Source organism: Enteractinococcus helveticum, assembly GCF_020742345.1.
Lineage (GTDB): Bacteria > Actinomycetota > Actinomycetes > Actinomycetales > Micrococcaceae > Yaniella > Yaniella helvetica_A.
On sequence record NZ_DYXC01000072.1, the window covers coordinates 131,899 to 151,573 of the forward strand.

The 19,675-nt window shown below is 52.7% G+C and carries 22 protein-coding genes; 19 read left to right on the forward strand and 3 right to left on the reverse strand.

The features are described 5' to 3' along the window. The first annotated feature begins 45 nt into the window (after positions 1-45). Complete coding sequence (locus K8V32_RS06460; protein ID WP_303904648.1) at positions 46-1,524, forward strand: sensor histidine kinase; 1,479 nt, start codon at positions 46-48, stop codon at positions 1,522-1,524. 69 nt (positions 1,525-1,593) lie between these two features. On the opposite strand, the gene K8V32_RS06465 is transcribed toward K8V32_RS06460, so the two are convergent. Further along, a complete protein-coding gene (locus K8V32_RS06465; RefSeq protein WP_303904651.1) occupies positions 1,594-1,842 on the reverse strand; it encodes a WhiB family transcriptional regulator in 249 nt (82 codons plus the stop codon). Between the two features lie 342 nt (positions 1,843-2,184). Between K8V32_RS06465 and K8V32_RS06470 the strand changes: the two genes are divergently transcribed. After that, positions 2,185-2,589, forward strand: a complete 405-nt coding sequence (locus tag K8V32_RS06470) for a hypothetical protein (RefSeq protein WP_303904652.1) — start codon at positions 2,185-2,187, stop codon at positions 2,587-2,589. 3 nt (positions 2,590-2,592) lie between these two features. On the opposite strand, the gene K8V32_RS06475 is transcribed toward K8V32_RS06470, so the two are convergent. Continuing rightward, positions 2,593-2,979, reverse strand: a complete 387-nt coding sequence (locus K8V32_RS06475; protein ID WP_303904653.1) for a DUF1844 domain-containing protein — start codon at positions 2,977-2,979, stop codon at positions 2,593-2,595. 299 nt (positions 2,980-3,278) lie between these two features. On the opposite strand from K8V32_RS06475, the gene infC reads away from it, so the two are divergent. The 4 genes from infC to K8V32_RS06495 all read left to right on the forward strand — a co-directional run bounded on the left by infC (position 3,279) and on the right by K8V32_RS06495 (position 5,719). Beyond that, entirely contained in the window at positions 3,279-4,046 is a 768-nt protein-coding gene (gene infC / locus K8V32_RS06480) for a translation initiation factor IF-3 (protein ID WP_303904942.1), read from the forward strand. 122 nt (positions 4,047-4,168) lie between these two features. Continuing rightward, positions 4,169-4,363: a 50S ribosomal protein L35 gene (gene rpmI, locus K8V32_RS06485; RefSeq protein ID WP_043058549.1), complete on the forward strand. Its 195-nt coding sequence runs from the start codon at positions 4,169-4,171 to the stop codon at positions 4,361-4,363. A gap of 73 nt (positions 4,364-4,436) precedes the next feature. Further along, positions 4,437-4,820, forward strand: a complete 384-nt coding sequence (gene rplT / locus K8V32_RS06490; RefSeq protein ID WP_043058548.1) for a 50S ribosomal protein L20 — start codon at positions 4,437-4,439, stop codon at positions 4,818-4,820. Between the two features lie 17 nt (positions 4,821-4,837). Further along, a complete protein-coding gene (locus K8V32_RS06495) occupies positions 4,838-5,719 on the forward strand; it encodes a TrmH family RNA methyltransferase (protein ID WP_303904654.1) in 882 nt (293 codons plus the stop codon). On the opposite strand, the gene K8V32_RS06500 is transcribed toward K8V32_RS06495, so the two are convergent. Further along, the gene (locus K8V32_RS06500; protein ID WP_303904655.1) at positions 5,698-8,514 is read right to left on the reverse strand and encodes an FtsK/SpoIIIE domain-containing protein; all 2,817 of its coding nucleotides are present in this window, start codon (positions 8,512-8,514) and stop codon (positions 5,698-5,700) included. The genes K8V32_RS06495 and K8V32_RS06500 overlap by 22 nt on opposite strands. 361 nt (positions 8,515-8,875) lie before the next feature. Between K8V32_RS06500 and K8V32_RS06505 the strand changes: the two genes are divergently transcribed. The 13 genes from K8V32_RS06505 (at position 8,876) to K8V32_RS06565 (ending at position 19,647) form a co-directional block, all read left to right on the forward strand. Then, positions 8,876-10,102 carry a TadA family conjugal transfer-associated ATPase gene (locus K8V32_RS06505; RefSeq protein ID WP_303904656.1) on the forward strand — a complete coding sequence of 409 codons (1,227 nt, stop codon included), beginning with the start codon at positions 8,876-8,878 and terminating at the stop codon, positions 10,100-10,102. Next, positions 10,099-10,947: a type II secretion system F family protein gene (locus tag K8V32_RS06510; protein WP_303904657.1), complete on the forward strand. Its 849-nt coding sequence runs from the start codon at positions 10,099-10,101 to the stop codon at positions 10,945-10,947. Before K8V32_RS06505 ends, K8V32_RS06510 begins: the two co-directional genes overlap by 4 nt. Then, positions 10,944-11,876 carry a type II secretion system F family protein gene (locus tag K8V32_RS06515; protein WP_303904659.1) on the forward strand — a complete coding sequence of 311 codons (933 nt, stop codon included), beginning with the start codon at positions 10,944-10,946 and terminating at the stop codon, positions 11,874-11,876. Before K8V32_RS06510 ends, K8V32_RS06515 begins: the two co-directional genes overlap by 4 nt. An 18-nt stretch (positions 11,877-11,894) precedes the next feature. Then, positions 11,895-12,083 carry a hypothetical protein gene (locus K8V32_RS06520; RefSeq protein ID WP_303904661.1) on the forward strand — a complete coding sequence of 63 codons (189 nt, stop codon included), beginning with the start codon at positions 11,895-11,897 and terminating at the stop codon, positions 12,081-12,083. A gap of 1 nt (position 12,084) precedes the next feature. Next, entirely contained in the window at positions 12,085-12,459 is a 375-nt protein-coding gene (locus tag K8V32_RS06525; RefSeq protein ID WP_303904663.1) for a TadE/TadG family type IV pilus assembly protein, read from the forward strand. Continuing rightward, positions 12,443-12,868: a hypothetical protein gene (locus tag K8V32_RS06530; RefSeq protein WP_303904665.1), complete on the forward strand. Its 426-nt coding sequence runs from the start codon at positions 12,443-12,445 to the stop codon at positions 12,866-12,868. The genes K8V32_RS06525 and K8V32_RS06530 overlap by 17 nt, the downstream gene beginning before the upstream one ends. After that, a complete protein-coding gene (locus K8V32_RS06535) occupies positions 12,865-13,296 on the forward strand; it encodes a pilus assembly protein TadG-related protein (RefSeq protein ID WP_303904667.1) in 432 nt (143 codons plus the stop codon). The genes K8V32_RS06530 and K8V32_RS06535 overlap by 4 nt, the downstream gene beginning before the upstream one ends. A 47-nt stretch (positions 13,297-13,343) precedes the next feature. Then, the gene (gene prfB / locus K8V32_RS06540; RefSeq protein WP_303904669.1) at positions 13,344-14,453 is read left to right on the forward strand and encodes a peptide chain release factor 2; all 1,110 of its coding nucleotides are present in this window, start codon (positions 13,344-13,346) and stop codon (positions 14,451-14,453) included. Positions 14,454-14,500: 47 nt separating this feature from the next. Beyond that, on the forward strand, positions 14,501-14,962 hold the full coding sequence (locus tag K8V32_RS06545) for an SRPBCC family protein (RefSeq protein ID WP_303904671.1): 462 nt from the start codon (positions 14,501-14,503) through the stop codon (positions 14,960-14,962). A 59-nt stretch (positions 14,963-15,021) separates the two neighbouring features. Next, positions 15,022-16,215, forward strand: a complete 1,194-nt coding sequence (locus K8V32_RS06550; RefSeq protein ID WP_303904673.1) for an acetyl-CoA C-acyltransferase — start codon at positions 15,022-15,024, stop codon at positions 16,213-16,215. A gap of 149 nt (positions 16,216-16,364) precedes the next feature. Further along, positions 16,365-17,099 (forward strand): cell division ATP-binding protein FtsE, encoded by a 735-nt coding sequence (gene ftsE, locus K8V32_RS06555; protein WP_303904675.1) that lies wholly within the window; start codon positions 16,365-16,367, stop codon positions 17,097-17,099. Next, complete coding sequence (gene ftsX, locus K8V32_RS06560; protein WP_303904678.1) at positions 17,099-18,013, forward strand: permease-like cell division protein FtsX; 915 nt, start codon at positions 17,099-17,101, stop codon at positions 18,011-18,013. The genes ftsE and ftsX overlap by 1 nt, the downstream gene beginning before the upstream one ends. Positions 18,014-18,093: 80 nt before the next feature. After that, positions 18,094-19,647 carry a M23 family metallopeptidase gene (locus tag K8V32_RS06565; RefSeq protein WP_303904681.1) on the forward strand — a complete coding sequence of 518 codons (1,554 nt, stop codon included), beginning with the start codon at positions 18,094-18,096 and terminating at the stop codon, positions 19,645-19,647. Positions 19,648-19,675 lie beyond the last annotated feature (28 nt).

Here is a 19,675-nt window from a genome sequence, read left to right on the forward strand (position 1 = left end):
CGGCCCCGCTTCGCAAAACCCGGGCGTCGAGACTACGCTACAAACATGCACACCTCGACTCCCGGGTCTTTTGTTGACCAGCGGCACGCACCACGGCTAGAGCTCATTACCGCCGAATGGCAGATCGCAGCAGATCTCTCGTTCTGCGACATGGTGTTGTGGTATCCACACGACGATTCATATATTGCGATAGCACAGGCTCGACCCGTTACCGCTCAAACCACGCTGCCCCAAGATATGACCGGAACCGCGCCTCCGGCAAGTATCGGTTTGATACTAGAGCGGGTCTTTACGAGTAGACAACCCTTCACACAAAGCAGCGACGACGTAGGTGGCCCACCCGGGGTGTCCGCCTGGCCGGTGGTCGGACAGGACGAAACCATGGCGGTGGTAACCGTCCACCAAAATCTCGTTTCACAACGTCACACCTCACGGCTGGAAGAGGTTTACCGACAATCCGCCAACGATTTATTCGTCATGATCGCCCACGGCACCTGGCCGGCACAGGATTCAAAGGCGTCCTCGACAAGTCACGGTAATCCGCGAGTGGGGGATGGGCTGGTGCGCATCGATGCCCACGGGCTGATTACCTACGCTTCCCCGAACGCGACGTCGGCTTTTCGAAAACTTGGCATCAGAGACTCCGTTGATGGGCGTCAGCTTTCGAGATTAGTGACCAATCAGCTTGATCTCAATATGCCCATAGACGAGGTTATGCCAGCAGTTCTGTTTGGACGCCAATCAGCCCGAGTCGATATCGAAACCCGCAATATCGTGCTGTCAGCTCGTTCGATTCCCCTGCTAGACGACCAAGGGCAACACTTCTCCGCACTAGTATTACTACGGGACATCACCGAGATTCGTCGCAGAGATGAACAACTCATCAGCAAAGATGCGACCATCCGAGAGATCCATCACCGTGTAAAAAATAATCTGCAGACCGTGGGGTCCCTGCTCCGTATGCAATCGCGACGAATGAAATCCGACGGCGCACGTCAGGCGCTTTTGCAAGCCATGTCGAGAGTCGATGCGATCGCCTTGGTCCACGAAACCTTATCGCAGACCATGGAAACTACCGTTGACATGGACGACCTATTGAACCGTCAGTTTACGATGGCCGTTGAGATTGCAGCAGGATCGCGTCCGGTGTCTACTCGGATTCAAGGCAGCTTTGGACAGTTGCCAGGTCACCTCGCCACTCCATTAGCCCTGGTAGTCAATGAATTAGCCACGAATGCAACTGAACATGGCACAGGCCCGGATGGTGGGATGATCTCCTTGCTAACCAAACGGGTTCATACGCCAGGCCAGCCTCATCCGTATTTGAAAGTCGAAGTCCTTGATGAAGGTGTCGTCGATGGGCCGGCGGCGACTGCAGCAATCGGTAGCGGCTTGGGTACTCAAATTATTCGGACCCTTGTGGAATCTGATCTTCGTGGCTCGATCAGTTGGGAACGTCAGTTACCCGATAAATATGGGGCAGCAGGTACTCGTGCCGTAGTGTTGATTCCACTAGACCATTAGCTATTTAAAGAACAAAAGGTCGGTGCCACACATGACCTGTAGCACCGACCTTTTTGAAAAAATCTGTAGTTATGAGGCGCGACGAGCGCGAGCCTTACGACGCTTCAGCGCGCGGCGTTCGTCCTCGCTCATGCCACCCCAGACACCGGAGTCTTGGCCGGTCTCAATTGCCCATTGCAGACAGACTTCTTGAACTGGGCAGGTACGGCAGATTGCTTTGGCTTCTTCTATCTGCAGTAATGCAGGGCCAGTATTGCCTACTGGGAAGAATAGTTCTGGGTCTTTGTCAAGACAGGCAGCTTTACTGCGCCAATCCATTATAATCGCTCCCTAAATGACGCTTTCTAAGCGTGAAATAAAAGTACCTTGTGATCGGTAATTAAAAACGCGTCAGTCTCGATGACACGTGATGTGTCCCATAAAGACAAACAGATTACGGATCTCCATTAATGTGTTATGAACCAGCTTTTCACGGAGTGTGCACCTCTTCAAGAGCTTTTCCGAGAATTCTTCCGAAAACCGCGAGTTGTTAATCACATTGAACAGTGAAAGTGATGAGCGATGATGCGATGATCACATCAAGGGTGCCCAAATGACGATACGCTGAGACGTGCATCTTTTTGTCTTACAGTCGATTTTTTTTAGTCATGGAGTTACGACATGTCACAGTCACCACAGAGCACTCAAGCGTTCCTTTTCGTGAGGGCTGTGGTTCTCGTGGTTTTGGGTCAAGCCGTTGCGCTTTTAGTTAGCGCCGTCCTAACGATTATGGGCAGCGGGACGGGTCAGCTGCCAGTCTCAGCGATTATCTTCTTAGTCTTCTTGTATTTACTTGGTACCGTATGGTTGATCGCTGCCGCTGTTGGGGTCAATAAAGGCAAGGCGTGGCCGCGCGGTGCGTTGATCGTTGCAGAATTGTTGGCGGTAATCGTTTCATTTACCTATTTCCAACTTGGCGACATCTTGCTGGGCGGTGCGCTGATAATCTCGGGTGGCGTCGTGTTGATCTTGCTGTTCACTCCGGCGCTGAACAACCATCTTGTGCAACGCCGGAGTCGAGAATAATTGTTAGTTGACTGGTCCGGTGTATTTTTCGCCGGGCCCTTGACCCGGTGGGTCAGGGACAATGGACTCCTCCCGGAAGGCCAGCTGCAGACTCCGCAGGCCGTCACGAAGTGGTGCAGCGTGAGCCGCACCCATGTCAGCGGCACCCGCAACAATGAGTCCGGCAAGTGCGGTGATGAGCTTGCGCGCCTCATCAAGGTCAATATGGTCCCGGGCATTCGGCATGTCACCCAACCCAACTTTGACAGCAGCTGCTGTCATCAGGTGGACAGCCGTCGTGGAGATAACTTCGGCGGCGGGTACTTCGTGGATCTCGCGGACTTGATTCTCGACGTCATCCAGCCCGAATGCATATACACCGTCTTGGGTGTGATCATGTGGTTCAGTCATACGTCTAAGCTTGGCACAACTTGTGTCGGAAAATTTCAGTGGGACAGAATTTTCGTGCAGAGAGGAGACGCAAGGCCCATTACACCAAATTGAGATCAATGGTCGAACATGATACAGTGTATCGACGTATGACAAGTGGAGGTTTCCTCCCACCCGCCGACGGATTTATGTCTTGTTATCGGGTAGCCCGAATGAAGCTTAAGCTTTCTTCGATGAGTCGATAACACCCCTTGTGTTATCGGTTTAGCCTCCACTGTCTTTGCAGGGAGGCATTTTTTATGTCTCTCCTGGAAGCCACCATGGGGAGTGGTGACTACCAGTATGACACCCAAGCAAGGAGATATCTCATTAGCGAGCCAAGAGTAAACGAACGCATTCGCGTGCCCGAGGTCCGGTTGGTTGGCCCAGAGGGCGAACAGGTCGGGATCGTGCGCATTGAAGATGCGTTGCGGTTGGCTGTTGAAGCTGATTTAGATTTGGTGGAAGTGGCTCCCAAAGCTAAACCACCTGTTGCCAAATTGATGGACTTCGGTAAATGGAAATACGAGGCGGCTGTCAAAGCCCGGCAGTCACGCCGCAACCAGGCAACTACCCAGCTGAAGGAAGTTCGCTTCCGTCTAAAAATTGAAGACCACGACTACCAGACCAAAGTCTCCCAGGCTCAGAAGTTCCTGAAGTCTGGTGACAAAGTCAAAGCAATGATCCAGTTCCGTGGCCGCGAACAACAACGTCCTGAACTTGGTGTTCAGTTATTGGAACGCTTCGCTGATGATGTTGCCGAGTTCGGCGAGGTTGAATCTAAACCTCGTCAAGACGGTCGAAACATGGTTATGGTGGTTGGCCCTCTAAGGGGTGCACAAGCTACTCGCGGAAAAGGCGGAGCTCATAAGCCTCGTCAGGGTGGCGGTTCCCGTCGTGACCGTGCGGCAGCTGCTGCACGTGAAGCACGTGAAGAAGAAGCACAGCGAGCAGAACCAAAGAATTCGATTGCTGATGCCATGCCAGAAGAACTGAAACAACAAGCCTCGCAGGCCAATGATGGTCCCAAACCTGGACCAAAAAACTAAACAGTTCGTTTTGATGAAAAATTGCCCGAGCTGATCTCGGTTCCGGGACACAGCGTCTTGTCACAAGACTGAGACTGGTTTCGTGCGGAAGCCAGCTGATAACGATAAGGAGAACGGCCACTATGCCGAAAATGAAGACTCACAACGGTGCCCGCAAGCGCTTCCGCGTGACCGGGTCAGGAAAGCTGATGCGCGAACGTGCAAACCGCCGTCACTACCTGGAGCACAAGTCCTCACGCTACAAACGTCGTCTGAAGCCAGACGTCGCGCTGGCTAAAGCTGACGTCGCACGCATTCGTCGCATGCTTGGCATCTAGCAGACCTCTACAGGTACCATCACCATCAGTTTTCTCCCCACCAAAGGGAATATATAAATAAGGAGTAGAACGCATGGCACGTGTCAAACGTTCGATTAACGCAAAAAAGAAGCGCCGCACAGTACTGCAGCGCGCTAAAGGCTACCGCGGTCAGCGCTCACGTCTATACCGTAAAGCACACGAACAGCTGCTGCACTCGTTTGTCTATAACTACCAGCACCGCCATAAGCGTAAGGGCGACTTCCGTCGTCTGTGGATTACCCGCATCAACGCGGCTGCACGTGCCAACGGTATGACTTACAACCGTTTCATCCAGGGTCTGAAACTGGCTGAAATTGAATTGGACCGTCGTATGCTGGCTGAAATTGCCGTATCTGACGCAGAGACATTCTCCGCTCTGGTCAAAATGGCAAAAGAAGCTTTGCCTGCAGACGTCAACGCACCTGCCGCTAAATAACATTTAGCACTCAGAACATGACACAACGCCCCGTCAATCTGATGGATAACCCGTATGCCGATCGCGTCAAACGGGTCGCCCGGTTGGCGGGGCGTTCTGCTGTGCGAAACCGTCGACAGCAATTTCTGGCCGAAGGTCCACAATCAGCGACCGAGGCTATCCGTGCCCACCTCGGATTGCTCAAACTATCTGAGCCTGCCCAACAAATGTGGCCGATTGGTGAAACTGTAGCGGAAGTGTATTACACACAGCGGCTTGCAACTTCTCACCCTGACCTCTTTGCGCTCGTACAGCAACTTCCCGCCCATGTGTTCGTCGCTGAGACATCGGATCAAGTGCTACAGTCCATGTCCGATGCGGTAGTCCATCAGGGCATCGTTGCCGTCGTCAACATGCCATCAAATAATTTTCAACCATCTCCGCGCGCTGATTTAGTTGCTGGAATTGTACGCGTTCAAGATCCAGGTAATGTCGGCACAATCATTCGCGTTGCCGATGCGTCTGGCGCTGATTATGCTCTGGCTACTCCAGGCACAGTCGATATCTACAACCCCAAAACTGTCAGGTCCACAGCGGGTTCACTGTTTCACCTTCCGGTCTACCCCCGGGTAGAAATAGGTGCATTCGTTGCATCGTTTCAGGGACGAATCTTCGCTGCAGATGGTTATGGCACTCGGGTATTAGACCAGACAGACCCCGGCATGCTCAATGAACCAACGGCTTGGTTATTTGGTAATGAAGGCCAAGGACTCAATGACCATGAACTTCGATTGGCCGATCAAAGGGTAGCAGTTCCCCTCTATGGCTTAGCAGAATCATTGAACGTGGCTACTGCAGCAACGATCTGTCTATACTCTTCCGCTATGGCTCAGCGTCGCTATGAACCATTGACCAGCTGAACTTCCCAACCACCGTTAGGCTCATCCGCTGTGACCAAGACTGCACGAGATGTCACCGTTGGGGTATCTACAAGCTTGGGCCAAATCATCCGATGTTCGATCGATGAATTCTTGGGTAAATAGAATCGATCGGGAATCATTCCGAGTAAACGACCTCCGGCGAGTTCTCGGCCACCAAACACATACACTTTCAAATTCGTAGAGTACTGTCGCATGATTTGAATTAGCTGTTCTTCAAAACCCTGAAAACTACCTGTTACGAGCGCATCAGCCCAACTACCCCAATCAGCAATGACTATGATGACTTCTGCACTGGTAGCCAGGACTGTTGCGGTATCCGCTAGGAACTGTTTTAGCACATCTGCGTTCGCCGCAGAATGGTGTAAGTATGTGTCCCACCCCTTTGAGGTCTGTACGTGAGGCTGTCCATCAAGAAATATTCGGTGAACTGCCGTTCCCAAAACATAGCGTGACGTTTCATACAGTGACTGTGTAATGCCACTATCTGCTGCACCAATCCAGGCGACAGACCTAGACAGCACAAATTCTTCGCTACCGGAAGGTGCCTGGCCGAGGTAAACCGGAAACTGTCTGGACTGCATAGGGTCATCGACTAACCCGATAGCGGTGGCTTCCATGCTACTGTCGACAGGCTGAAGAGCAGACTTAGATATATGCTGTGGCAAAGCCGGCAATATAATCGGATCAGGAAGCGGCAGGTCACTGGCTCGTTCCCGTAGTGTTTGAACAAGCGCTGACCAATCCGTTGTGGTTTGGTCGAACGACCGCTGGGAAGTGTCGATGGGTTGCAGAACCACTGGCTCGTCATCCAGTAGATAGCGACACGTCTGAAAAAGTTGAGGTTTACTTGCTCCACCCTTGTAGTACGCCCGTCCAGGTGTCGTAGGGGAGATCGAAAATGCTTCAGCAGTCCCTAAAACATCCCATGAATCATGCTCAGTGGCAGTTCTCAGACAGATTGATGATCCGATATTTGCCCGAATGTCGGCACTGACAGCGCCTTGTGTTCGTTGGGTGGCGATAATGAGATGAAACCCAAGTGATCTACCCGTGGCCGCAAGGTGGGCGAGCGTTGTCGACGCCTCTGGGTTCTGCTCGACTAATACTCTGAGCTCATCAATCGCTACGACGAGCCGGGGTAAGACGATATGAGGTGCCCGACGCCGGAAATCGTCATAATCTGCCACTTGATAGTCAGAAAATAGGCGTTCTCTGCGAAACAGTTCGGCGGCGATGGCTTTGAGAGATCGCAAAGAAGTTGCTGCTATATGGTTAGTCTCCACACTCATAACGTGTGGCAGCATGGCTAATACATTGAAAGATGAACCGCCTTTGAAATCCAACAGAATCATGCTGATCTCGCACGGGGGATAACGTTCCGCAAAACCAGCCAGCAGCGTGAGTAACAGTTCAGATTTGCCAGATCCAGTGGTTCCAGTAATAAGGACATGCGGGCCGTCGGAAACCAGATCGAAAGTCAGACCAAGCGTTCCGGTCCCCAAACTTGTTGCAAGTTGCGATATTGCCTGACCACGCATACACGGTGACGACAACACCAGGTGATTAGAACTGGGCTGATGAGCTGGTTGGTGTAGTCCTAGTTCGTGCGTGATCCGGTCAAGAAGTATGCTGCTAATGCCAATTGGGACGACATCGGTTGCAGTCCATGAACCCGTAATTCGATGACTATTGAGATCCAATACGATGGTGGAACTATCTGCAAAATAGACATCCTTGGTGAATATCAGGTGGTGTACTGAGGCGTTGTCTGATGGAGTGAGGCCATCCGATATCTCTACGCGAGGTGAACCACCCACCTGGTGACCATCGATGACTAGACCTGTCGCCGTGGCTCGGACATGGCGCAACAGCTGAGCAATGATCCAGTTCTTCAGCGGCTGAAGAAGGTCTGATTCTCCAATGATTACGGTGCGCTGGCCTGGTAGCAGTTCTAGGACCAAGTCAGTCCGTGCATCTAGATACGCATCCCATTGCTGCGTATTTTGGACATGCAGCATCTGCGCTTTGCAGATACCAGATCCTACGTGAATGACTGGATTCTCCGGCTGCTTTTTCGTTAGGGCTAGGGGATCAGCTACGTGAGCTGTCAAAGCTAACATCAGCTGAGACGGAGTGAAGATGCTGTTGTGAATGTTCTCCACCGTTGAGGCGAGTGCCGCACTGATCTTCTCGATGAATCGCCTCCGAGACTTTCGATATTGCGTGATGAGCACAAAAGCAATGATGACAGAAATTCCCGAAAACAACAGAAAATACCACATCCCGGTAACGACCATCAGCACTATGCCGATCAACAAGGGGGCAGCTGCACCAATCACCTGCAGAACTATGTTGGGCGGTGAGGGAGGCTGGCCACAAGAGACTTCGAAGGCGCCCGGATAGTGAGGAACGCGCAATCGGTCGCCGGCACCTCGATGAAGTTTGAACCGTGTCCTACCTGCCACAAACGTCTCATCGGACTCCCAATGGACGGGGATATCGTGTATCGGGGTGACGACTGTGCCGTTGGAAGACATTCGAATGTTAAAGTCATGAGCCGAGAGCCATGGATCACGGATTTGCGCTTGAGAACCACTTCTTCCGACAGCGAGGTTAGCTCGAGTCAGGGGAAAGATTCTGCCAGCGTCGCGACCTTCATCGGTCACTAGTAAGAGCCTGGATTCTGGCTCACTGATTGCAGCGGCCTGAGCCGGTTTTGCTATCAGATATCCCACGCCATCAGACCACAGCTGTGAGAGTTGCTGCACAGTCATGTCATCCAACGGTAGTTTTTGAATGTAAAACCTGAGGTTCTTTGCGCCGGGAACCACTTGACGTAAGTGCAAAGCTAGGCCACCACCCCCATCTGAAGGGATACGATTGAGATGCCACCAGGTAGGACTATCAGGCAAACCAAAGATTTGGAGTAGCATTCCTTTCCTTTCGCGTCTGTCCACTCATATTCGTGCATTTGCGGCTTATGGTGAAGATAATTTCCTACGCATGTGGAAAATGAAAGCAATCATTGCGGTTATCCACAAAGCGTCAATCAAGGCTTGAAACATAAAGCTGAGTTGACGAAAGTGAATCGTGTCACCAACTCATTAAATGCACCTTGGTTGAAGACGGAGACCCATGGAAGCCAAGCAATTGCTAGAACTGGAAGTCCGTGAGCTGATTCGTTCTCGTGGTATCGATCCCACTGGGCAGCCTGACGAAGTACGCGCACTCGTTGCGTCGGCGACCGCAGACTACGATGCGCGCAGCCTGCAGTCTCAACTCCCGGTTCTAAATGATTTAGATTCAACGCAACAAGCGGTCTTTGATGCTGTAGCAGGATTTGGTCCACTTCAGCCCTTGCTTGACGATCCCGAGGTAGAGGAATTGTGGATCAATACGCCGTCACAAATATTTTGTGCGCGCAATGGAGTTACCGAACTAACTAATATTTCTTTAACTTCACAGCAAGTGGCCGATCTTGTAGAAAAGATGCTCAAGACTAGCGGGAGACGGCTTGACCTGTCTACGCCCTTCGTTGATGCCGCATTACCGGATGGTTCACGGCTCCACGTTGTCATCCCAGATATCACAGCCAAACACTGGGCAGTAAACATTCGAAAATTTGTGGTTCGAGCGCATCGATTATCGGACCTCGTGCGTAAGCGAAGTCTGACCTCCCAGGCCGCAGCATTTCTTGACGCTGCCGTCAGCGCTGGTCTCAACATCCTGGTATCTGGAGCAACGCAGGCCGGCAAAACCACCATGCTCAATTGCCTTTCTGCATCGATAGGCCCACGAGAACGAATCATTACTGTCGAGGAGATCTTTGAACTCAAGGTGCCGCAGAGAGACGTAGTCAATATGCAGTGCCGGCAGCCTAACCTCGAAGGGGTCGGGGAGATTTCATTGCGACGGCTAGTGAAAGAAGCTTTGCGTATGAGGCCCGATCGCATCATCGTTGGCGAAGTCCGTGAGGCTGAGGCGCTCGATATGCTCGTGGCGTTAAATGCGGGTCTTGCTGGCATGTGCAGCGTGCATGCCAATTCTGCCCATGACGCATTAGCGAAAATTTGTACCTTGCCACTGCTGGCTGGAGAAAACATTAGCAGGGAATTTGTTACGCCGACCGTGGCCAGTTGTTTTGATCTTGTCGTGCATTGCACTCGCAGTCATGATGGACACAGGTATGTATCTGAGATTCTGGCGGTTGGTAACCGTGTGGAGAACGGAATCATAGAATCCACCTCGGTCTTCCGCCCAGTAGACGGCGAACTGAAGTTGAACCATACAGGTTTGATGGAGAACCCGAAATTCGCCGCTGCCGGCGTAGACATTCGCACTGTCATTGGTGAAGTCGCATGAGTGTCGTTATGGGGCTTCTGCTCGGAGCAGGATTACTGATGATCTGGTGGTCATTTTGGCCACAGCCCATCAAATCTAAGAATCGACCTCCGTCAAAGGCGCATCAACTCATTGCCCAGTCAGGAATAGATCGTCTAACGGTTCCTGGCGTCGTGATGCTATCTGTTGTGCTCGCCTTGGTAGTTTTTGTGAGTCTCTCTGCTCTTACCGGAGCAGTTCCGATCGGTCTTTGTTTTGCACTATTTGCTGCCGTGGCTCCATGGGCGGTACTGAGATGGCAAGCTAGTCGACGACAAACTGCGTTACGCGAGATCTGGCCCGATGCCATCGACAACCTCCGTTCAGCCGTACGAGCAGGCTTGACTTTGCCCGAAGCCCTAACTCAGTTAGCTGATCGTGGGCCCGAAGAGCTTCGTGATGCGTTTAAAGAATTCGCCGCGGATTATCGAGCTGGAGCACGATTTACAGATGCTCTTGATCGGCTCAAGCATTCCTTAGCAGATCCAACTGCTGACCGGTTAATCGCCTCCCTTAAGGTGACCCGCGAGGTCGGTGGTGCAGATATCGGTCGCTTGCTTGAAACGTTGTCTGATTTTTTGCGTGACGATGCACGAACCCGAGCGGAACTCGAAGCGAGACAATCCTGGACCATTAACGGAGCACGGTTGGCTGTAGTGGCACCCTGGTTAGTTCTCCTGCTGCTGGCTACTCAGCCTGAGGCCGCAGCAGCCTACCAATCTGTGAGTGGGTTAGTGATCTTATTAGGTGGGGTGGGTGTTTCAGTCGTGTGCTACCAACTGATGCTGAAAATCGGTTCCCTGCCCGCCGAGCGGAGAGTCCTATGACCGTTTCAATGTGGATAGCCGTCGGGCTGGCAATTGCAGGGGCCATCGGGATCACGATGTTGCTATCGGTAGGTATCCGGTTTAACAAGCCGAGTTTGGCACAACGAGTCGCTCCCCAGATGCGCGGATACTCGACTGCAGAAAAAACTGAACAGACCACCCTTACGATGTTCGGTACGTTGTCGATCATTAGCGCTCCTTTGGTGCAGGCAGGAGTTGACCAGCTCAATAGGCTGAACCTAGGTAATGCGCAGCTTGCCGCGCGATTAGCACAAGCCGGCTCTCGCCTTACCGTGGCAGACTACCGAGCTCAACAATTAATCATGGCTGTCGGAGCAGCAGTGCTGGCCACCTCCGGTTGCATTTGGGCAGCGCTCAATCACTCTTTGAACCCAATCATTGGACTTATTGTCGTCACAGTTGCCACTGTGATCGCATTTTTTGCTCGGGATAATCTCTTGACCGCCCAAATTAACCGACGACGGACTAAGATTCTTGCGGAATTTCCGACTGTTGCCGAACTATTGGCCTTGTCCGTGGCGGCAGGAGATTCGGCACATAGTGCGCTTGAACGGGTTGCCACCACTGCTCACGGAGAACTCGCCTATGAGTTCACTCTGGTGATAACCGACATACGCTCTGGTGATAGCCTGACCACTGCGCTCCAGTCGTGCTCAACTCGTTTGAAGCTTCATCCGGTGGAGCGGTTTATCACGGGCTTGACTGTTGCACACGAACGAGGAACACCCCTTGCAACGGTGCTGTATGCACAGGCACGAGACGTTCGTGAACTTACCAAACGCGAACTACTCGAGCTCGCTGGCAAAAAAGAGATCTCGATGCTCGTCCCATTAATATTCGGTATTTTACCGCTGACCGTGGTTTTCGCAATCTTCCCCGGACTCTCATTACTCAACATCGGACTGTAATTTCGAAAGGGATTCACTATGCGCCTATTTTATCGCCTTGTGACGTACTTCAAGATCGATTCTATCTCTGACGAGCGTGGGGATGTCCCCGGATGGGTCATGATCACCCTCATGTCGGCTATTTTGGTGGCAGGGTTACTGGCGCTCGCAGGACCTGCACTCAATGGGTTGTTTGAACAAGCGATTGCGCGTGTTTCAGGGTCCTAGAGTGAGCTCTCCTAAAGAATCTGGCGCGATCGTAGCTGAATCAGCGATGATCATCGCTCTGGTGACTTTACTCTGTGGGACTATTTTGCAGCTTGGCGTTATCATCCATACCAGAAACACTATGATCGACGCAGCGTCTGCTGGAGCGCGTTATGCTGCGCTGGCAGATCGTAATCTATCTGATGGACAAAAACGAACTGCTGCACTGCTTACTAGTAGTATCCCGAATGCAGAATCAGCAATCGTAACCATCGCGCGGGCGAGCCAAGGCGATCTCATCACAGTAACTGTGACACATCAGCTTCCCCTACTGGGATTCATCACCGCTCCCATCCCACTGTCAGCGACGGCACAAGCTTATGATCTCACCCCGTAGCGATGAAGGGTCGGCCACAGTTGAGTTCATCGGCTTGTCGATCATCTTGCTGATCCCAGCAATATATTTGCTTCTGACCATCTCACAGCTTCAAGCGGCAGGATATGCCGCTGTAGCTGCGGCGGACCAGGCTGCAAAAACTGTGGGCTTTTCCGAGGATGCAGCACAGGCTGAAACGCGTGCGGTCCGCACTGTCCAGTTAACCGCGGCAGATTTTCAACTGGATCCACACGCCACGAGCACGACTATTCACTGCAGCAACTCCGAATGCACGGACCCTGGAACCCAGATACAAGTTCATGTATCGATCGATGTGGTTTTGCCACTAGTTCCTACTTTCCTAGGAAACCCCACCCGTATTGCCACGATGCATGCTACCGGGTATCACGTGATTGGAGACTTTGAATGACCCCTCAATGCCAACGTGATGACGGCCAAACGTCCATATTCGTCATCGGTGCCACGGTCATCATCTTGCTCTTTGCCTTGACCATCGCAGCAATCATGTCCGTAACCTTGCAGCATCGCAAGTTATTATCGCTCGCGGATTCTGCTGCTCAAAGTGCTGCTACAGCTTTTACGGTTGCCAATTCGGAATCATTTAGCCTGACGATTACGCCAGACACAGCAACGAATCAGGTCAACCAACACCTCAGCAATGTCGACGCCGCAGACAGGTTCCCGAACCTTCGAGTAGACCGGGTCCTTGTTACCGGCGATACGACGGTCTCGGTACAGTTGTCAGCGACTGCACACCCGCCTGTTGTCAGTTGGGTTCTGCCCGCCGGCGTCGTCGTGACGGCCGAAGGCACCGCACGCACACAGCTTACGCAATGACTCGGCGTTTATGACCTGACCCCCATTTCGCGTATCCTTGAAGAATAATGGCTGATATTGACTTTTCCGCAGAAATCGCAGACCTGCGTCACACCTACGAATCTATCGAGGCGGTATCTGACGTCGAACAGATCCGTGCCGACATCGCTGAGCTGTCCGAACAAGCCAGCGCACCGAATCTCTGGGACGATCCGAGTATCGGACAGCAGGTTACTTCTGCGCTGTCACGAAAAGAAAATGAGCTAGAACGTCTCACGTCCTTGGCCGCACGGATTGATGATCTAGAAGTCATGATTGAGCTGGCCGAAGAGGCACACGACACTGATCTCTATGCGGAAGCCAATACGGAACTGGCCAGTATTAAAAAAGCCCTGGGCCAATTGGAAACCGTTACTTTGCTCAGTGGTGAATATGATGAACGCGAAGCGGTTGTCAGTATTCGTGCTGGAGCAGGAGGGGTCGATGCATCGGATTTCACCCAGATGCTGCTTCGGATGTATCTGCGTTGGGCCGAGCACAACGGATACCCCACCAAAGTCATGGACACTTCCTACGCGGAAGAGGCAGGGCTAAAATCGGCGACCTTTGAAGTCAACGCCCCATATGCATACGGTACGTTATCCGTTGAAGCTGGCACCCACCGTCTGGTGCGCATCTCACCATTTGATAACCAAGGACGACGTCATACGTCCTTTGCGGCGGTAGAAGTGGTGCCACTTATCGAATCGGATGACTCTATTGAGATTCCGGATACTGAGTTGCGAGTCGATGTGTTCCGCTCTTCGGGTCCCGGCGGCCAGCACGTCAACACAACTGACTCTGCCGTCCGATTGACTCACCTCCCAACGGGTATTGTTGTTTCGATGCAGAACGAAAAATCCCAGATCCAAAACCGCGCTGCGGCCATGCGGGTTTTGAAATCGCGGCTCTTGCTGTTGCGCAAAGAGGAAGAAGAAGCCAAAAAGAAAGAACTGGCCGGCGATGTCAAAGCCTCCTGGGGCGATCAGATGCGCTCCTATGTGCTCAATCCTTATCAGATGGTCAAAGACTTACGGACCAACCATGAAGAAGGCAACCCGGACAAAGTCTTCAATGGTGAGATTAACGAGTTCATCGAAGCCGGGGTGCGTTGGCGCGCCGAAGGTCGCCACGAGTAGCCGCTGAACCTAGCCAACCTCGCTGCAGGGGTGCAACACTAGAGGACATGACTGAACAACGCATTGTGAAAGCCACACGGACGATTAATGCGCCCGCTGCAACCATATTCGAACTCATCGCTGATCCTGCTCGACAACCAGAATGGGACGGCAACGATAATCTTGCACAGGCCCCAGCAGGGCAGCGAATCACTGCGGTAGATCAACAATTCACGATGGCCTTGACCAACGGTGAAAGCCGCACCAATCACGTGATTGAGTTCGATGAGGGCCGACGCATTGCCTGGAAACCAGCGCCCACTGGCCAAGAACCTCGTGGGCATATCTTTCGGTGGGAACTGCGTCCGATCGATGACAATAGCACCGAGGTGACTCACACTTACGACTGGACACAACTAACTGACGAAACACGTTTTGCACGGGCTCGCTCTTATACCGAGGACGCCCTGATGAACTCAGTGAATCGGCTATCGTTAAAAGCCGAAAACCAGCGTTATACAACTGACTAGTTTTAGCCCCTTGTGCGATAGAATAAGTTAGACAACAGGCCAAAATCTTAGGAGTCACGTTGTCTACAACTTCACCACGCGATGCTGTGCTCGTCGGTGGGTCGCGCACACCCTTCGGGCGCTTACTTGGATCTCTGAAGAGTTACTCAGCCATCGATCTGGGGGCGCACGCAATAACCGGTGCACTGCAGGACGCCGGCGTGGGTGCCGAAGCGGTGGATACAGTGATCATGGGGCAGGTTATCCAGGCCGGCTGCGGCCAGAACCCAGGCCGTCAAGCCGCACTCCAGGCAGGCGTCGGACGTGATGTGCACGGTATAACCATCAACAAGGTCTGCCTTTCGGGAGCAACAGCGATCATCGATGCGGCCCGCATGATTGCTCTTGGTGATGCTGATGTTGTAATCGCTGGGGGACAAGAGTCCATGACCAACGCCCCGCATCTGATCCCTGGATCGCGCGGTGGGCATAAATATGGGCCCGTCACGATGCTCGACGCTACCGATCACGATTCGCTAACCGACCAGGACAGTCAGGTTTCGATGGGCCTTCTGACCGAGCAAGGGAACGTTACACATAAGCTCGATCGACTAAGTCAGGACTACGTTGCAGCACGGTCACATCAACGTGCAGCCGAGGGCGTTGCCGCGCGTGCAGAAGAGATCCGGCCGGTCGAAATTCCACAGCGTCGCGGGGAACCGATCGTATTTGATCGTGACGAAGGAATTCGCGACGGTACCACGACAGAAACGCTGGCCAAACTTCCGGCAGCTTTTGCTGAAGACGGCAGTGTAACGGCAGGAAACTCTTCGCAAATATCGGACGGCGCAGCAGCAGTTGTCGTAGTGGCAAGACAATATGCTCAAAAATACGGACTCAACATCTTGGCGACTGTAGCAGGCTACGGTCAAGTCGCTGGTCCACGCAATGCGCAGCTGCACTCACAACCCGCCAATGCGGTGCAGGCCGCCATCAAGCGTTCCGGCTGGCAGATTTCCGATCTGGACTTTCTGGAGATTAACGAAGCTTTCGGTGCCGTCGTCGTGCAATCTCTTAAAGAGCTCGACGATTATCCGCTGGAACAGACCAATCTCTATGGTGGTGCTATTGCGCTGGGTCACCCGGTTGGCGCATCCGGTGCTCGATTGACGCTGACTGCCGCAAAAGAACTTGGCCGACGCGGTGGTGGTAGAGCAGCTATTGCACTGTGTGGCGGCGGTGGCCAGGGAGAAGCCATCTTGCTTGAACGATAAAACATAAATTTCAACACACCCCCGGCACCAGCCCCAAGATCCCACGGATGTTATCCAACCGTGATTATTCTTGGTAGTGCTGGTGCTTTTTGCTTCCCCGACAAGACCAAGCGCCGGTGGATCGTGCGACGATTCGGTCGAGGAAAAAGATGATCCGATTCGAAGATGTAACGAAGGTCTATGACACGACCTCGCGTCCTGCATTGGACAGTGTGACGACCGAAATTATCCGAGGCGAATTTGTATTTCTGGTAGGGCCTTCGGGATCCGGAAAATCCACCTTTATTCGATTGGTGCAACGTGAAGAAAAAGCATCTTCCGGGACCGTCTATGTTTCTGGTCGCGACGTTGCGCGGCTATCGTCGTGGAGAGTGCCTCACCTACGCCGCGATCTCGGGGTAGTCTTCCAAGACTTCCGTTTGTTACCCAACAAAACTGTATTTGCAAACGTAGCGTTTGCAATGCAAGTACTGGGTAAACGTCGCAGCTTAATTCATCAGACAGTGCCCGAAGTACTAGAAACCGTGGGATTGCACGATAAAGCACACCGTTTCCCACATGAACTATCGGGTGGTGAGCAACAGCGCGTGGCGATTGCCCGCGCCGTCGTCAATAAACCAGCCATCCTATTGGCCGATGAGCCTACCGGGAACCTCGATCCAGAAACCTCCTGGGGAATCATGGAAGTACTCGATACGATTCATCAGAACGGAACAACCGTGGTCATGGCAACTCATGATCACGAAATTGTCAATACAATGCGACGGCGGGTTGTTGAGCTCGATGCCGGCAAGATCGTCCGCGATGAAGCCGAAGGTGGCTATCAGCCCGCAGATAACACCGTGCAGCTTCAATCTCGACTGAGAAAGACCGAGGTGAAATAGTGCGGTTCGCGTTCATCCTGTCGGAGACGTTCTCCGGCATTCGCCGGAACCTATCCATGGTCATCTCGGTTGTCCTCGTGACATTTATCTCTTTGACTTTCGTGGGCTCTGCAGGTTTGCTGCAGATGCAGATTAACCAGATGAAAGGTTACTGGTACGACCGGGTTGAAGTCGCAATGTTTTTGTGTACCGACACCTCGACTGCAGCTAGCTGCGCCGGTGGGGGAGTCACCGATGCCCAGCGTGACGCCATCGAAGCCCAACTTGAATCACCACAAGCCGCTGCCTATGTGGAAAGTTATGAGTACGAATCCCAGGAACAAGCCCTGGAATTGTTTCAGCAGCAGTATGCCAACCTGGATATGGCCGATAGCGTCACCGCCGACCAGCTACCAGAATCATTTAGAGTCTCGCTGGTTGATCCAGAACAGTATGAAGTCGTCAATGAAATGTTCTCCGGTATGGCAGGTGTCGAAGTTGTCTCCGACCAGCGAGAACTCTTAGAGTCGCTCTTTTCTTTGATGAATATCGCATCGGTGATCGCCATTGCCTTGGCCGTCATCATGCTCATTACTGCCATCTTGCTGATAGCCACCACCATTCGACTCTCTGCCTTCTCGCGCCGGCGCGAAACGGGTATCATGCGTCTGGTGGGTGCTTCCAAGACAATGATCCAGCTACCGTTTTTGGCTGAGGGAGTGGTCGCGGCTCTGCTTGGCGCAGCACTTGCTTCGATCACAACGTGGGCTATTGCTAAATTCTTTATTGCCGACTGGTTGGCTAGCCAGTATCCGCAAACTGGATTCATTTCTTCGACCGAAGCGTTATGGCTTGTGCCGCTGCTGTTCTTGATTGCACTAGTACTTGCTGCCGCATCGTCCATGTTGACGCTTCGACGCTACCTGAAAGTGTAGTAATTGAGTAATGTTAGTGACCGGGCCACCCTCAAATTATCCAACACGATATTTGGCACGTGTCTAAAGGAGACAGGAATATGACACAACGACGGTTCACAAGCGTTCTTGCAGCCGCCGGCATCGTTGCCGTTTTAGGTGTCACCTCGGTGGTGCCGGCATTTGGACAGGATCGTATTGACCGGCTTGAACGCCAGCTGGAGGACTCAAAAAAGGAGCGCGATCAGCTGGGCAACTCGTTGGAAGAACTTAACGATAAAAAAGCTGGACTCGACTCGGACCGTGGGGATCTCAACGCTTCGCTTGAAGGTCTCGATGAGGATATTGCCAATAAAGTGACCGAGCTACAGGATCTGCAAGAGCAGCTACCAGCAGCACAGCAAGCTGTTGAGGAAGCCGAGTCCCGGGTCGCCGCTGCGCAGCAAGAAGTGAACTCGCTAAATAATCGCATTGCCGAGGCCGAAGCCCGCCTGGCTGAAATACAGCAGGAAATCGCAGAGTCGGAAGCTGCTCTTGACCTCGCACAAGACGAAGTCGGACAAATCGCGGCCGAAGCCTATAAGTCCGGGGGCGTCAATAACCTGTCGTTTTTACTTGGTGTGAGCGATTCATCGCTTCCTGAAGCTATGGGAATGGCACAGCAGGCTCTGCGCATTCAAGAGAATCAGATTGCTGAAGTCTCCCAGCAAAATGCAGAAGACATGAATGCACAGGCCCGACTCGAAGCCGTAGAGTCCGAAATCCGGGAACTGAAAGCTCAGGCAGAAGAGGCCCTTGCAGCCGAACAAGCTGCGCGAGATGAAGCTAACGCTGCCAAAGAAGAACTCGATGGCATGATCGACACTAACGAGCGTCTCACCGCAGAACTTGAGGCAGAGCGTCCGCGGATCGAAGCTGCGATTGAAAAGAATCGGGAGGCAGCCAGCAGCGTTAACGAAGAAATTCTTGCTCAGCAAGAAAAGGTTAACGCTCAGTCCTCTGAGGTCTCACAGATTCAAAAAGAATACGATGAGGCTGTTGCCGAAGCAGAAGCCAAACGAAAAGCTGCTCAGGAGGCTGAACGCAAGGCTCGCGAAGCTGAACGACAGGCCGCGCAGCGCGACGCTACACAACAGCAGAAGAAGTCTGCAGAAAAAGCCCGCAGCACAGCAAATAGTGCCAATAAGAGCTATGAAGCCGCTGAGAAGAAAGTAACGCAGCAGGCGAATCGTGGTAGCGCGTGGGGACTGATTGTCCCGATCAATACCTATGTCACCTCAGGATTCGGCTGGCGTCCAACGCCTGCCGGCACCTATGATTACGGTGGCCGCGGCGGCTATGTTCATACCGGTATTGATTACGGCGGTGGTTGCGGCATCCCAATTAAGGCTGCACGTTCTGGCACGGTCATCAACGCCGACTGGGCCGTGGCGACTTCGGGCCGTCGTGTGGTGATTGACCACGGACGTGTCAATGGTGACCTGCTTGCCACCAAGTACCACCACATGACTCGCTACATTGTCAGTCCAGGTCAGAAAGTTTCACAGGGAGAGGTTATTGGTTATACCGGCACCACCGGTAACTCAACCGGTTGCCACCTGCACTTTGAAACATTACTTAACGGTACTGCGGTCAACCCAGCTGGACTGCTCTAAAATCCATACTTCACGACGCCTCTGTTCA

Coding starts and splice junctions, on each gene's coding strand:
- ftsE (WP_303904675.1), top strand. CDS start 16,365: ATGATCCGATTCGAAGATGTAACGAAGGTCTATGACACGACCTCGCGT.
- rplT (WP_043058548.1), top strand. CDS start 4,437: ATGGCACGTGTCAAACGTTCGATTAACGCAAAAAAGAAGCGCCGCACA.
- K8V32_RS06500 (WP_303904655.1), bottom strand. CDS start 8,514: ATGACTGTGCAGCAACTCTCACAGCTGTGGTCTGATGGCGTGGGATAT.
- K8V32_RS06535 (WP_303904667.1), top strand. CDS start 12,865: ATGACCCCTCAATGCCAACGTGATGACGGCCAAACGTCCATATTCGTC.
- K8V32_RS06515 (WP_303904659.1), top strand. CDS start 10,944: ATGACCGTTTCAATGTGGATAGCCGTCGGGCTGGCAATTGCAGGGGCC.
- K8V32_RS06565 (WP_303904681.1), top strand. CDS start 18,094: ATGACACAACGACGGTTCACAAGCGTTCTTGCAGCCGCCGGCATCGTT.
- prfB (WP_303904669.1), top strand. CDS start 13,344: ATGGCTGATATTGACTTTTCCGCAGAAATCGCAGACCTGCGTCACACC.
- K8V32_RS06495 (WP_303904654.1), top strand. CDS start 4,838: ATGACACAACGCCCCGTCAATCTGATGGATAACCCGTATGCCGATCGC.
- K8V32_RS06465 (WP_303904651.1), bottom strand. CDS start 1,842: ATGGATTGGCGCAGTAAAGCTGCCTGTCTTGACAAAGACCCAGAACTA.
- K8V32_RS06530 (WP_303904665.1), top strand. CDS start 12,443: ATGATCTCACCCCGTAGCGATGAAGGGTCGGCCACAGTTGAGTTCATC.
- K8V32_RS06505 (WP_303904656.1), top strand. CDS start 8,876: ATGGAAGCCAAGCAATTGCTAGAACTGGAAGTCCGTGAGCTGATTCGT.
- infC (WP_303904942.1), top strand. CDS start 3,279: ATGGGGAGTGGTGACTACCAGTATGACACCCAAGCAAGGAGATATCTC.
- K8V32_RS06460 (WP_303904648.1), top strand. CDS start 46: ATGCACACCTCGACTCCCGGGTCTTTTGTTGACCAGCGGCACGCACCA.
- K8V32_RS06475 (WP_303904653.1), bottom strand. CDS start 2,979: ATGACTGAACCACATGATCACACCCAAGACGGTGTATATGCATTCGGG.
- K8V32_RS06470 (WP_303904652.1), top strand. CDS start 2,185: ATGTCACAGTCACCACAGAGCACTCAAGCGTTCCTTTTCGTGAGGGCT.
- K8V32_RS06520 (WP_303904661.1), top strand. CDS start 11,895: ATGCGCCTATTTTATCGCCTTGTGACGTACTTCAAGATCGATTCTATC.
- K8V32_RS06510 (WP_303904657.1), top strand. CDS start 10,099: ATGAGTGTCGTTATGGGGCTTCTGCTCGGAGCAGGATTACTGATGATC.
- K8V32_RS06545 (WP_303904671.1), top strand. CDS start 14,501: ATGACTGAACAACGCATTGTGAAAGCCACACGGACGATTAATGCGCCC.
- rpmI (WP_043058549.1), top strand. CDS start 4,169: ATGCCGAAAATGAAGACTCACAACGGTGCCCGCAAGCGCTTCCGCGTG.